Origin of the sequence: Micromonospora sp. WMMD730 (assembly GCF_049178955.1) — a bacterium.
Classification (GTDB): domain Bacteria; phylum Actinomycetota; class Actinomycetes; order Mycobacteriales; family Micromonosporaceae; genus Micromonospora; species Micromonospora wenchangensis.
This window is the reverse complement of sequence record NZ_JBMHML010000002.1, coordinates 2321850-2335163: the sequence shown is the minus strand read 5'-3', so window position 1 is coordinate 2335163 and position 13314 is coordinate 2321850. Positions and strand designations below refer to the sequence as shown.

Annotated in this window: 10 protein-coding genes; 1 reads left to right on the top strand and 9 read right to left on the bottom strand. The window is 74.0% G+C overall.

Annotated features, from left to right (window positions below; all coding sequences use genetic code 11):
* Positions 1-32: 32 nt before the first annotated feature.
* From ACN265_RS10445 to eccD, 9 genes are all read right to left on the bottom strand, one after another.
* Positions 33-365, bottom strand: a complete 333-nt coding sequence (locus ACN265_RS10445) for a hypothetical protein (protein ID WP_208567479.1) — start codon at positions 363-365, stop codon at positions 33-35.
* The gene (locus tag ACN265_RS10440; protein ID WP_204923295.1) at positions 365-811 is read right to left on the bottom strand and encodes a YbaB/EbfC family nucleoid-associated protein; all 447 of its coding nucleotides are present in this window, start codon (positions 809-811) and stop codon (positions 365-367) included. Before ACN265_RS10440 ends, ACN265_RS10445 begins: the two co-directional genes overlap by 1 nt.
* A gap of 83 nt (positions 812-894) precedes the next feature.
* Entirely contained in the window at positions 895-2958 is a 2064-nt protein-coding gene (locus ACN265_RS10435) for a hypothetical protein (protein WP_421407110.1), read from the bottom strand.
* Positions 2959-2982: 24 nt separating this feature from the next.
* Positions 2983-5136: a hypothetical protein gene (locus tag ACN265_RS10430; RefSeq protein WP_421407109.1), complete on the bottom strand. Its 2154-nt coding sequence runs from the start codon at positions 5134-5136 to the stop codon at positions 2983-2985.
* A 4-nt stretch (positions 5137-5140) separates the two neighbouring features.
* A complete protein-coding gene (locus ACN265_RS10425) occupies positions 5141-5539 on the bottom strand; it encodes a hypothetical protein (RefSeq protein ID WP_204923300.1) in 399 nt (132 codons plus the stop codon).
* A gap of 61 nt (positions 5540-5600) precedes the next feature.
* A complete protein-coding gene (locus ACN265_RS10420; protein ID WP_204923302.1) occupies positions 5601-5897 on the bottom strand; it encodes a WXG100 family type VII secretion target in 297 nt (98 codons plus the stop codon).
* Positions 5898-5928: 31 nt separating this feature from the next.
* Complete coding sequence (locus ACN265_RS10415; protein WP_204923310.1) at positions 5929-6225, bottom strand: WXG100 family type VII secretion target; 297 nt, start codon at positions 6223-6225, stop codon at positions 5929-5931.
* A 66-nt stretch (positions 6226-6291) separates the two neighbouring features.
* Positions 6292-7686 (bottom strand): type VII secretion protein EccB, encoded by a 1395-nt coding sequence (gene eccB / locus ACN265_RS10410; RefSeq protein ID WP_421407107.1) that lies wholly within the window; start codon positions 7684-7686, stop codon positions 6292-6294.
* Between the two features lie 4 nt (positions 7687-7690).
* The gene (gene eccD / locus ACN265_RS10405; RefSeq protein ID WP_204923314.1) at positions 7691-9082 is read right to left on the bottom strand and encodes a type VII secretion integral membrane protein EccD; all 1392 of its coding nucleotides are present in this window, start codon (positions 9080-9082) and stop codon (positions 7691-7693) included.
* 160 nt (positions 9083-9242) lie between these two features.
* On the opposite strand from eccD, the gene eccCa reads away from it, so the two are divergent.
* Positions 9243-13289, top strand: coding sequence for a type VII secretion protein EccCa (eccCa, locus tag ACN265_RS10400; protein ID WP_421407105.1), 4047 nt, complete (start codon positions 9243-9245; stop codon positions 13287-13289).
* Positions 13290-13314 lie beyond the last annotated feature (25 nt).

Genomic DNA, 13314 nt, shown 5'->3' with positions numbered 1-13314 from the left:
CTGCCGCCCGGGGCGGGCAGCGCCGTCGGCCGTTAGGTGTGCCGCCCGCTGTTGACCCCGCCGGAGATGTCGGCGTTGGTCGACTCCATGTCCGCCAGGAGTCGGCCCAGTTCCCGCAGGTCCTCCTGGTAGCCCTGGGGCACCGCGCCGAGCAGCTTGATGAGGTCCGCGCCGACCGACGCCTTCGGCAGGTTCGCCACGATCTCGTCGATGTCCGCGTACGGTTCCCCGACGAGTCCGGGATGGTCGGTGTCGCTGCGCCGCAGCGCCCGCTGGACCCGGTCCAGTTCCTCGGTGAACGGGTCGAAGTTCGGGTTGGTCAGCCGGCCGGTGTCCGCACCGATCGGCCCCACGGCCGGGGGCATCAGTGGGCTCCGGCCGGGGGCGTCGGCGTCGGGTCGTCGTCCGGCCCGACCGTCCGGAACATCTCGTTGAGCAGCTGGTCCATCGGCAGCGGGCCGTGTTCCGGGTCGGCCCCGCCGGTCAGCAGGTCCATCATGGGCAGGCCGGCGGGGAGCAGCGACTCGAACGCGGCCACGGTACGGGCCATCGCCTCACCCCGGGCCGCCTCGATCGTGTCGACCAGCAGCTCCCCCAGCTCCGGACCGGCCATCGTCCGGTACGCCGAGGTCGGAAACTTGATCCCCGTGACCGCTCCCCGACTGTCGACGGTCACCGCCACCGCCCGGTTCTTCGCGGTGACCGTGCTGTAGACGGTGTGCAGGCCACCCTGGATCTCGTCGATCGCGGCCTTCTGCCGTTCGAGTTCGGCGAGCGCCTGCTCGACCTGGTTGGACAACGGACTCGACATCTGTCCTCACCTCCGGTTGTCTCTGCGGTTCGTCTGCTGCGGGGCACCACGACGGTCGACCCGTCGTGCGGCGCCGACGGCGGTCAACCCCGGCCGCGCGCCTGGTCCCGGCCGTGCACCACCGGGCCGGCGGTGGGGGTCTGCTCCACCTGCACCGGTGTCGCCACCGGCCGCCGCCTCGGCGGGTCGGTCCGGCCGACCACGGCCGCCGTACACGTCGGGTCGGCTCCCCATGCCTGCTCGTCCTCGGTCAGCCGGGTGGTGCGGCGGGTGTCGTCGCCCTCCCGGCCCGGTGCGCCGATCGGCGGCAGGACCGGCGGCCCGAACGGCCGGCCGCCGAGCTGGCCGGGTGCCGGGGGGCCGCTGCCCGCCGCGCCCGACAACCCCGGGCCACCGGTCACACCGGACGACCCGGCACCGCCGGGCAGCCCCGCGCCTGCGGGCAACCCCGCGCCGCCGGCACCGCCGAGCGGGCCGGCGAGCAGGGCGGCGAGTTCCCGGCCGACGGCGGAGCCGCCGACGGCCGCCCGCGACGGCGGGGCGACCGGCCCGTCCGCCAGGTCACCGATGTCGACGCCGCCGCCGGCCCAGTCGCCCAGCGCGCCGCCGGAGCGGCGGTCGCCGTCCGGGACGCCACCGCCGGCCCGTCCGCCGATCACCGGACCGACGCCACCGGCCAGACCACCCACCCCGGCCAGCGCACCGCCGGCCCAGCCGCCCACGCCGCCACGCCCCAGGGCACCGATCGCGCCGACGCCGTCGCCGGCCGCCCCGGAGGTGCCAAGGACGCCGAGGTCCGCGGAGTCGCCGGCCAGGCTCGTCGCGCCGAGCGCCGACAGACCCGCCCCGCCGAACCCGCCGACGCCCGCCGCGCCGAACGCGCCGATGGCCGCCGGGCCGCCGCCGAGAGCGGCACCCATCCCGCCGGCTCCCGAGGAGGAGGACGAGAACGACAGGTCCGGCCCGCCGCCGGCCCCGTCGAAGCCGGAACCACCACCGCCGGACCCGTCGAACCCGCCGCCGCCGGACTGGATGGTGGACCGCACCTCGTCGGGGGGTGGAGCGCCGGTGGGGCCGTCCGAGGTGCCCGGCGGTGGCGGCGGTTGGTCACCGCCGCCGGGCGGTCCCGCGAACCGGTTGACGATCCCGCTGGTCTCCCGCAACGCGGTGACGAGCTGCGCCAACGCGTCGCGCATCGCCAGGTCGAGCCGGACGAGCTGGCGCAGCCAGGCGGTGCGCAGCAGCACGTCGAGACCGGTCCAGCCGGCCGCGGTGGTCAGGTCGAAGGTGCCACCGACCGGCCCGGTGCCGTAGGTGTCCGGGATGGTGACCCCGACCGCGTTCAGGCTGCCCTGGTCGACCTGCGCGAGGATGCTGCGGACCGCGTTGAACAGCGCGGTCGGGTGGTACGTGTTGAACCACTGGTGGGTGTGGTCGCTGAACTCCCGCCACGCGTCGTTGATCCGCTCGCGGAACATCAGCAGGTCGTTGGACTGCCGGAAGACCCGGTCCGACCAGGCGTTGGTCTCGTTGGTGGCGTTCATGTCCCGGGTCAGCCGGTCGATGTCGGCGTGCAGGGTGTTCAGGGCCGCCACGAACACCGCCGACGCCGACCCCTCGAAGCCGGAACCGGCCCCGCTGATCCCGTCGCGCAGCACCCGCAGCTCGGCGGCGGTGGTGAGCAACGTCTGCTCGACCCGCCACAGCAGGTTGCCGGCGTCGGTGAAGCTGCGTTCGCTGAACCAGCCGTTGGTGCCGGCGTACAGGCGGGTGAGGGCGTTGACGCTCGCCCGGTAGAAGCTGTCGAACGCGGTGGCCGGTGGGGGGCCGCCGGTCCCCTCCCAGAAGGTGACGTGGCCCCGCACGATCTCCCAGAGGTCCCGTTGCGGGTCGTCCACCCCGGGACCGACCCGGCGGTAGCCCATCAGTTCCCGGTCCCCCGGGTCGATCGTGGGGCGGGTGCCCCGGTCCAGTTCCTGGGTACGCCGTTCGACGAACCGGACCCAGGTGACCCCGTGGCCGGCCACCAGGTTGCGGTCGATCAGCGTGCCGCTGCCCTGGTCGGTGCCGTCGCGGCCCTCGTTGAGGACGTCCTGGAGCATCCGTTCCCAGGTCCAGCCGGTGTACTCCGGGTTCGGGGCGGTCACCGCGCGGCCTGCCCGGGTCGACGGTCAGCCACGGCGACGTCCCGTCGTGCGGGTGGGGCCGGGCGACTGGCCGGGTCGGCGTGGCGCGGCCGGCATCGTGGTGGCCGGTTCCTCGGCGTGCTCGGAGCGGCCGATGACGGCCATCCCGCACTCGGGGTCGGTGCCCCACACGTCCTCTTCCTCTTCCAGCCAGGTCTTGCGTTCACGGTCCTTCTCCCCCTGCTGGCCGCCCCCACCCATGCCTCCCATGCCGCCCATCGGCGGCATCATCGGGAACCCGCCGGCCGCCGAGCCGGCGGAGTCGACGCCCCGCGCCCCGCTGCCACCGGGCCCGAGCCCGGCCGGTTCGCCGAGCAGCGCGGCCAGTTCGCTGCCGAGGGCCACCCCGCTGGTCGAGGACTCGCCCGGCGAGCCGCCGCCCAGGTTGCCGACGTCGACACCGTCCACGTCGGTCGGGAACTGCGCCGACGGGTTGGTCGTGTCGTCGCCGAGGCCACCCGCCCCGCCGCCCTTGACACCGCCCAGGCCACCGGAGCCGCCGGAGGACCCCAGGTTGCCCAGCCCACCCAGGCCGGGGGTCAGGCCGGGGACGACGACACCACCGCCGAGTCCACCGCCGCCCGCCGAGCCGGAGCCGGTGCCACCGCCCAGGTCGCCCCAGTCGATGCCGCCGCCACCGAGACCACCCAACCCGCCGCCCGACCCACCGGTGCCGAGCTCGCCGCCACCGTCGAGGCCCAGGCCACCGGCCCCGCTCCCTCCGCCCGACCCGAGGCCGGACCCGCCACCCAGACCGAGATCGCCACCGCCGCCCAGCGCGGAACCACCTCCCAGGCCGAGGTCCCCGCCCGCACCGAGCCCCCCACCGCCACCCAGGCCGAGGTCGCCGCCACCGCCCAGGCCCAGGTCACCACCGCCACCCAGACCGAGGTCACCGCCGCCACCGTCCAGGCCCAGGTCACCACCGCCGCCCAGGCCGAGGTCCCCACCACCGCCCAGGCCCAGGTCACCACCGCCACCCAGACCGGGGCCACCGCCGCCGTTGAGGTCCGGCCCGTTGAGGTCGGGGGTGCCGCCCGGCGGCGGGGTGGTGCCGGTGGTGGTCGGTGGGGGCGAGATGACGCTCACCAGGTGGGTGACGGAGCGCAACCGGGTGGTCAGCAGTGCCAGCTCGGTACGCATCGTGGCGTCCAGCTCATGCAACTGGCCGAGCCAGGCACCCTTGATCATGTTGTCGACGCTCTGCCAGCCCGCCTCGGTCATCAGGTTGAACGTGCCGCTGTTCACCGAGCCGTTGCCGTACGCGTCCGGCAGGGTGATCGTGACCTGGCTGAAGTTGCCCGTCCTGACCTCGGTGACGATCTTCTTCAACGAGTCGATCAACGTGGTCGGGTTGTAGCCGTTGAACCACTGGAAGGTGTGGTCGCTGAACTCCCGGAACGAGCTGGCGATCTTGTTGCGGAAGGTCGTCATGTCGTCGACCACGTCGTCGACCTGATCGGACCAGGCCCGGTCGGTGCTGTTGGCGTTCATGTCGACGGCGAGCCGGTGGACGTCGCGCCGCATGTTCGCCACCGCACCGATGAACACCCCGGAGGCGTTGCCCTGGAACCCGGAGGCGTCGTCGCCGACCCGGTCCAGGATGGTCTTCAGCTCCCGTTCGGTGCTGACCAGACTGGTCTCCACGTCGTGCAGCATCTTGGCGGCGTCGGTGAAGCTCTTCCAGCTGAACACCGGGTTGGTGCCGCTGGTCAGCCGTTGCAACGCGCCCTCGCTGGACTTGTAGAAGGTCTCGAAGGCGCCGCGCGGGGAGGGCGCCCCCTCGGTCTGCGAGTCACTGAAGACGATCTTCACCTGGATGAACTGGGTACGGGTGGTGTAGTGGGGTTTCCCGTCGCGCACCGAGCCGACCGTGCTGATCCGGTAGAGGAAGAACTCGTTGCCGTCGAGCGAGTCGATCCGGTTGGTCACGTCGCCGTCGCTGGGCGGCTGCGAGGACTCGGTCACGTCGTCCAGGTGGTCGACGAGACGCAGCCACCGCACGTCCGGGCCGGCCACCAACCGACGGTCCAGCATGGTGCCGCTGGTGCCGTCGGGGCCGTCCCGGCCCTCCCCCAGCACGTTCTGGAGCATCGATTCCCAGGTCCACTGGGACATGTCCTGGTACGGCGCGGTCACCGGATCACGCCGTCGGGTTCGGGGTGGGGTTGGGCGGGGTGCCGGTGTTCGGCGGGGTGCCGGTGCCGGGCAGGAACTCCAGGAACCGCTCGGCGGTGACCGAGTTGAGCGACTCGATGTAGTCCGAGTTCGCCAGCAGTTCGGTCAGCCCCACGGCGAGGCTGTTCATCGTGGTCCGGTGCGTGGTCATCCGGGCCAGCAGCGTGTCACCGGTCTTGTTGAGCTGGTCACGGATGGTCTTGCCCGGCTCGAAGTTGTTCGTGCCGGCCGAGACGACCAGGTCACGCAGCGTCTGCGAGACGTACTGGCCCTGCCCGGAGGTGGCGGTGTCGACCGCGTCCCGCAGGCTGTTCAGCTTCGCGACGAGCTGGTTGATGTACGGCTCGTCGATGACGATCGGCATCTGGTGCTCCGTTCCGTGAGGTGGGAGGCGGGCGGCCCGGTACCGCCCGCCACACCGAAGGTCAGACGTTGCCCTGGAACAGCGCGGCACCCCGCGCGTCACCCAGCCGGTAGTTGTCGTGGATCTGGTCCAGCCGGGACGAGGCGTCGGCGAGCGCCCGGCGCATCTCGTCGATCCCGGTGTTCCACTTCGCCTGCGCCGCGGTGAACGCCTCCCGGGTGTCACCGGAGTTGGCGCTCACGTACGTCTGGACGACGGTGTTGAGTTCGTCGATCGCGTTCTGGATGCTGTTGGTCACGCCCTGCAACTCGGCCGAGCTGTCCAGCAGACCGTTGGGGTTGAGTCCGTACGACGGCATGGGTCGTCCTTCGTGAGGGGTCGGTCGGTGGTCAGGTCCAGCTCGCGGAGAGGGCGTTGTCCTGCTCCACCTGCGCGCTGGTCTGGTAGTGCGAGGTCATCGCGGTGTTCAGGTCGAGCAGCCCCTGCTTGACCTTGCTCAGCCCTTCCAGCCACTGCTGGATGGAGGTGGTGAAGGCGGTCTTGGCCTCCCCACGCCACTGGGTGTCCAGGAAGCTGGACGTGTTGTCGACGGCGCGCTGCGCCGCGTCGCACTGGGCGTCGGTCTGGTTCATCGCCGAGATGGTGCTGCGGATGGTCTGCTCGTCTACCTCATTGCCGAGTGGCATCGGCGCTCCTTCCGGTTGGGGCGGCCGCGGCGGTTCCGCGTCGCCGGTTCCGCTGGTCGGCCGGTCTCATCCGACGACCCGGGCGGGGTCGAGGGCGGGACCGGTCGGCAGCAGATCGATCAGGTCCGGTGACACCACGGTCGCGGTCGCGGGGGCGTAACCCAGCCGCTCCGCCACCGCCGCACCGGCGAGGGGGTACTTCACCCCGGCGTCGGTCACCAGGTGGTAGCCGGTGCCGGGCTGTCCGGCGCGACCGGTGACCACCAGCCCGCCGCGTCCCGGGGTGACCGCCACCGCGTCCGCGGTGTGCGCCGTCCGGGTCACCCCGACGCCGCCCCGGACGATGCCGGTCGCCGGGACCGGTCGGGCCGCCACGACCCGGGGGCGGCCGTCGGCACCGAACCGCAGGCACCAGGCCAGCCCGGCGGCGCGGGAGGCCGCCGCCGGCGCCACCGCCGGCAGTTCCTCGGCCACGGATGGTCGGGCCACGAGGGGCAGCCGGGCCAGCGCCGCCGGGCTCAGCACGGTCGGGACCACCACCCGGCCGCCGTAGCCGGCGACGGTCGCCGGGTCGGCGGCCAGCAGCGCGTACGCCAACGGGGTCAGCCGGGCCAGCCCGTCGCGGCGCAGCAGGTAGTGCCGTTCCGCCCCGTCGGCCGGTCGGGCGGTGAACAGCTGACCGATCCGGGTCGGTTGCCCGTCTACCTCTGGCCCGGCCTCGCCGCGCCCCGGCACCGCCACCGGCCCCAGGTCAACCCCGGCGGGGACCAGGTCCAACCAGGCCGCCGGTACGGTGACCGGTGGCCCGTCGTGTCCCAGCACCGCCGGCAGCCACGGCGCGGTGAGCCGGAACCGGTGACCGTTCCAGATCAGATAGCCGGCGGTCGGGTCGCCGGTGGGCCGGACCAGCACCGCCCGGTCGGCGGCCAACGGGGTCCCGTCGGCCGCCGGGGCGACGGACAGGGTCAACGCCGTCGTCTCGGTGCCGGCCAGATCCGTGGCGCTGGGCGCGCACGCGGTCCACCCGACCCCGGCCAGGCCACCGGCCGGCAGCACGTCGGGGGCGCCGACGATGCCCAGCGGCTGCCCGTGCGCCACCCCGCGCAGCGACTTCGCCGACACGGTGACCACGGCCAGTTCCTCGCCGAGCAGCAGCCGGGCCGAGGCGTAGTTGAGCACCGGGCGCAGCCGCCCGTCCAGGTAGAGGTAGCGCGAGCCGGTCTCCTTCTCCACCACCAGCGACCCGGCCTTCCGCCAGGCGGTGGCCCCGCCGGGGGCGAAGAAGCCGTACAGGGTGAAGCCGCCGACCACCAGCGCGGCGACCAAGACCCCGGCGAGCAACCCCACGGTGGTCCGCCGGTGCGGCGTCTCCAGGCCGTCCGGCTCGCCGGCGACCAGCGCGGCGGTCAACCGGCCCAGCAGGTGCGACTGCGCCTGCACCTGGTCACGTCGGGACTGCACGGCCTCAGCCCCCGATCGCCCGGAAGTAGTCGTACACGTGCAGGACGGCGAGCCCGATCGGCAGCAGCGCCACCGCCGCCGCGGTCAGGGTCAGGTCACCGACCCGCCCCCAGTACGGCGTCACCCGCCGCCCGGTGAGGCTGCGCCCGGCCAGCAGCAACGCCGGTACGGCGACCGGCAGCACCACCAACGCCAGCACCCGCGCCAGCGGTCCCGCACCGGCCAGGGCGTCCACGGCGACCGCGACGAGCCCGACCAACGCCGGTACCGCCTGGGTCAGCCGGTGCCAGGCGCTGGTCATCGGCCGGGCGTTGAGCGACCAGACCAGCGCGACCAGCAGCACCAGGGTCACCTCTGCCCACCCCGCCCGGTGGGCCACCGGCAGCAGCGCCACGGCGGTGGCCGCCGCCAGGCCGGCGTACAGGGCGGTCATCAGCCGGTCGACGGCCCGCGCCCGGTCCATCAGCGGGCCGGCCGGTTCCGGGTCGATGTCCTCCTGAAGGTGCTCGGGTCGGGTCGGCAGCGGGGCGAGGCGCATCCCGGCCAGCCGGAACGCGAACAGGGGCACCGTCAGCACCAGGGCGGTCGCGGCCAGCGCCACCACCGCCCCGGCCTGCGGCCCGGTCAGCCCGCCGGCCGTGGCGGCGGCCCCGCCGAGCACCCCCAGCAGCAGCGCGACGGAGCCGGCGACGAACAGCGGGGTGGCCGCGCCGAGCAGACCGGCGGCGAGCACGGCCACCGCCGCCCCGGTGGCGGTCCCGCCGAGCACCTGCGGCCCGGTCACCCCCGCGCCGACCGCCCCGCCGTCGCCGGGCAGCACCAGCCCGGCCAGGCCGGCGTAGCCGGTCGCGGCGACGGCCAGCAGCACGCCGAACCCCCGCTCGGCGGCGGCCCGGACCACGGCGGCCCCGCCGCCCAGCGCCACCGCCGCCACCGCCAGCGCCGCCACCGCCCGCAGCGGCACCGGGCCGGGCAGCGCCAGGGCCACCAGCCCGACGGCGAACAGCAGCCCGGCCAGCCCCAGCACCACCGGGCGGACCAGCTCGGGACGCCACCGGCCGGGGCGGTCCCGCACCCCGGTCGCCATCCCGTCGACCAGATCGTCGAAGTCGACCTCGGGCAGCTGGTCGGCGCGCGGACGCAGGTACACCAGGTCGCCGTCGTGCAGGTCGAGCGCGGCGACGCTGCTCTCCTCGTCCAGCGGGGCCGAGCCGGCCCGTTGCAGCACCCAACCGCCGTGGCTCAACCCCGTGTCGGCCAGCCCGTCGCCGAGGTGGTGCAGCAGCGCCGGCAACAGGTCGGCCACGACCACCCCGACCGGCACGGCGACCTCGATCTGCCGGCTCGGTCCGCGTACGACCAGCCGGCACATCTGCTCGGTCTCGGTGCCTGTCACGGCCCCTTCAACGGCCCCGCCCGGAGAACGTTCAACGGCTGATCGGAATTTTCTCCCCGCCGGGACCCGCCGGTATCCCGGCCGGAAACCGGGATCGACCCGGATCGGCCCGTGCTCCGTTGTGGAGGGGGGCCGACGGCCCGGGTGGAGGGAGACGAGCATGGGGACGGTGCTGTTCCGGCGGCCGGCACGGCGCGGCGGGCCGGAGATGCCCACCGGGGAGTTGACCCTCCAGGAGCCGCCCGAGCTGAGCGAGCCGCAGCACAACGGCGCCCGGCAGGCGATGATGGTGCTGCCGATGGCGCTGATGACCGGCGTGATGATGCTGATGTTCATGGGCCCCTCGCGGGGCCCGCTGACCTGGGTGATGGCCGGCATGATGGCGGTGGCCATGGGCGGGGTGATGATCGGTTCGGTCATCGCCAGCAGCGGGGAACGCAAGCAGCGCCACGGCGGTGACCGCCGCGACTACCTGCGCTATCTCGCCCAGCACCGCCGCCGGGTCCGCCGGTTCGCCCAGGACCAGCGGGACTCCAGCCTGTGGCGGCACCCCGACCCGGCGTCGCTGTGGTCGCTGGCGATGACCACCCGCCGCTGGGAACGCCGTCCCACCCACCCGGACTTCCTGGAGATCCGGGTCGGCACCGGCGAACAGCGGCTGGCGGTCCGGATCGCGCCGATGCAGACCAAGCCGGTCGAGGATCTCGAACCGGTCGCCGCGAAGGCGCTGCGCCGGTTCATCCGGGCGTACAGCACCCTGCCGGACCAGCCGGTGGCGCTGTTCCTGCCGGGCTTCGCCGAGATCCGGGTGACCGGGGACCGGGCGGCGGCGCGGGCGCTGCTGCGGGCCCTGCTCACCCAGCTCGGCGCGTTGCACGCGCCGGAGGAGGTCCGGGTGGCGCTCTGCGTCGACCCGGACGGGCTGGCGGCCTGGGAGTGGGTCAAGTGGCTGCCGCACGCCCAGCACCCCACCGAACAGGACGCCGCCGGGACGGCGCGGCTGGCCGCCGACGGGATCGAACGCCTCGAACGGCTGCTCGGCGCGGAGTTCACCGGCCGTCCCCGCTACGAGCCGGGCGTCACCCCCGACCGGGACGAGCCGTACGTGGTGGTGGTCCGCGACGGCGGCCGGGTGCCGGCCGGTCACCGGCTCACCACCGGCGGCTACCGCAACGCGGTCTTCGTCGACCTGGACGACCCGCCGGTCGCCACCGGCAAGGGCATCCTCAACCTGGAGGTCGCCGACGGCACGCTGACCATGCTCGGGCGGGACCGGGTGGGCCAGGAGACCCGGCAGGTGCTCGCCGCCCCCGACCTGCTCGGCCCGGCGGCGGCCCGCACGGTCGCCCGGCTGCTGTCGCCCTACCGGCTGGCGGTCAGCACCGAACTGGCCCCCGAACCGATGAAGGCCGACTTCGATCTGGGCACGCTGCTGCGCATCCCCGACCTGGAACGGTTGGAGCTGGCCGCGTTGCGCGACCGGCGCGGGCCCGACGAGCGGCTGCGGGTGCCGATCGGGGTGGACGCCACCGGCGCCCCGGTCGAGCTGGACCTCAAGGAGTCCGCGCTGGGCGGCATGGGACCGCACGGGATGCTGATCGGCGCGACCGGCTCCGGCAAGAGCGAGTTGCTGCGGACGCTGGTGCTGGCGTTGGCCGTCACGCACTCCTCGGAGACGCTCAACCTGGTCCTGGTCGACTTCAAGGGCGGGGCGACGTTCCTCGGCCTGGACCGGCTGCCGCACACCTCGGCGGTGATCACCAACCTGGCCGACGAGGCGTCGCTGGTCGGCCGGATGCGTGACGCCCTGCACGGCGAGCTGGTCCGCCGGCAGGAACTGCTGCGGGCCGCCGGCGGCTACAGCTCGGTGCTGGAGTACGAGAAGGCCCGCGCCGGCGGCACCCCGCTGGACCCGCTGCCCACCCTCTTCGTGGTCGTCGACGAGTTCTCCGAGCTGCTCGCCGCGCACCGGGACTTCATCGACCTGTTCGTCATGATCGGGCGGCTCGGCCGGTCGCTCGCCGTGCACCTGCTGCTGGCCAGTCAGCGCGTCGACGACGGCCGGATCGGGCAGTTGGAGTCGCACCTGTCGTACCGGATCGGGTTGCGGACCTTCTCGGCGATGGAGTCCCGCTCGGTGATCGGGGTGCCCGACGCCTACGAGTTGCCGGCCGCCCCGGGCAACGGCTACCTGCGGATGGACGTGTCGACACTGCTGCGGTTCAAGGCCGCGTACGTCTCCGGCGAGTACCGCCCCCGCCGGGCCCGGGTCCGGCAGGAGGTGGTCCAGCGGCAGGTGGTGCCCTACCGGCTGGACCCGGTGACGGCGGAGCAGCCGACCCCGCCGGTGCCACCCGTCGACACCGCACCCGCGACCGATCCGGGCACGCCGACCGCCGCAGCCGGCACGCCGACCGCCGGTCCGGCCGGGTCCGGACCGCCGCCGGTGGACGGGGCGGAGCCGGCCGCGCGCAGCGTGTTCGCGATCGTCACCGACCAGCTCGTCGACTCCGGGCCACCGGCCCACCAGGTCTGGCTGCCGCCGCTGGGCGAATCCCCCACCCTGGACAGCCTGCTGCCGGCGCTGACCCCCGACCCCGACCTCGGGCTGGTCGCCGCGGACTGGCCCGGCAACGGCCGGCTGGTCGTCCCGCTCGGATTCATCGACAAGCCCTACGAGCAGCTGCGCGACCTGCTCACCGTGGACCTGTCCGGGGTGGGCGGGCACATCGGCGTGGCCGGCGGCACCCGCAGCGGCAAGAGCACCCTGATCCGGAGCCTGATCTGCGCGCTGGCGCTCACCCACCGCCCCACCGACGTGCAGTTCTACTGCCTGGACTTCGGCGGCGGCACCCTGGGCACCGTCGCCGGCCTGCCGCACGTGGGCAGCGTCGCCGGCCGGCTCGACACCGACCGGGTCGGCCGGACCGTCGCCGAGGTGACCGGCCTGATCAACCAGCGGGAGCGGCGCTTCACCGAGCAGGGCATCGACAGCATCCAGACCTACCGCCGGCTGCGCGCCGAGGGTCAGGTCACCGACGACCCGTACGGCGACGTGTTCCTGGTGGTCGACGGCTGGTTCACGCTACGGCAGGAGTTCGAGCCGCTGGAGGTGGCGCTGCGGCAGATCGCCGCCCGGGGGCTCAACTTCGGTGTCCACCTGATCGTCAGCGCGGCCCGCTGGTCGGAGGTGCACCACAGCATGCGCGACCAGCTCGGCATCAAACTGGAACTGCGTCTCGGTGACGCCGTCGACTCGGCCATCGACCTGCGGTTGGCGGCCACCGTGCCGCGTGCGCCGGGGCACGGCCTCACCCCCGAGAAGCTGCACTTTCTGGGGGCGCTGCCGCGCATCGACGGGGTGGCCGACCCGGCGAGCACCGCCGAGGGGGCGCGTGAGCTGGCCGACACGGTGGCCGAGTTCTGGGCCGGGCCGGTGGCGTCTCCGGTGCGTACCCTGCCGGCGGTGCTGCCCGCCGCCGACCTGCCGCCGGCCGAGGGCGACCTGTGGGTGCCGCTCGGCCTGGACGAGACCGACCTGAAGCCGTACTGGCACGACTTCGCGGAGCTGCCGCACCTGACCGGGCTCGGCGACAGCCAGAGCGGCAAGACCAACCTGCTGCGCCACCTGGCCCGCATGATCGTCGGCCGGTTCACCCCGGCCGAGGCGCGCATCCTGATCGTCGACTACCGACGGCAGCTCTTCGACTCGGTGCCCGCCGAGTACCGCCTCGGCTACTCGGTCTCCACCGACTCCACCCGGGAGACCGTCGCCGACGCCGTGGTCGGCCTCAAGGGACGGCTACCGGGTAAGGAGATCAGCCCCGAGCAGTTGCGCCGCCGCGACTGGTGGACCGGACCCCGGCTGTTCGTGCTGGTCGACGACTTCGAGATGCTCGCCGGGCAGGACAACCCCCTGCAACCCCTCATCCCGTACGTCCCGCACGGCGTCGACATCGGGCTGCACCTGGTGGTCGTGCGGGGCACCGCGAACCTGATGCGGATGTCGATGGACCCGCTGCTGCGTCGCCTCCAGGAGGCCAGCAGCCCGGACCTCGCTCTGTCCTGCCCACCGACGGAGGGGCCGCTGCTGGGCGGGGTGAAGGGACGGCACCTGCCGCCCGGCCGGGCGATGGTGCTGACCCGACGCGGACACCGGATGATCCAGACCGCGTACGTCGAACCCGACCCGGTGCCGGTCGGCTGACCGCCGTCCGGGCGGCACGGGCCAC

Excerpts from the sequence above, each read along its gene's own strand:
- ACN265_RS10445 (WP_208567479.1), bottom strand. The coding sequence starts at position 365 with ATGCCCCCGGCCGTGGGGCCGATCGGTGCGGACACCGGCCGGCTGACC.
- ACN265_RS10440 (WP_204923295.1), bottom strand. The coding sequence starts at position 811 with ATGTCGAGTCCGTTGTCCAACCAGGTCGAGCAGGCGCTCGCCGAACTC.
- ACN265_RS10425 (WP_204923300.1), bottom strand. The coding sequence starts at position 5,539 with ATGCCGATCGTCATCGACGAGCCGTACATCAACCAGCTCGTCGCGAAG.
- ACN265_RS10420 (WP_204923302.1), bottom strand. The coding sequence starts at position 5,897 with ATGCCGTCGTACGGACTCAACCCCAACGGTCTGCTGGACAGCTCGGCC.
- ACN265_RS10415 (WP_204923310.1), bottom strand. The coding sequence starts at position 6,225 with ATGCCACTCGGCAATGAGGTAGACGAGCAGACCATCCGCAGCACCATC.
- eccCa (WP_421407105.1), top strand. The coding sequence starts at position 9,243 with ATGGGGACGGTGCTGTTCCGGCGGCCGGCACGGCGCGGCGGGCCGGAG.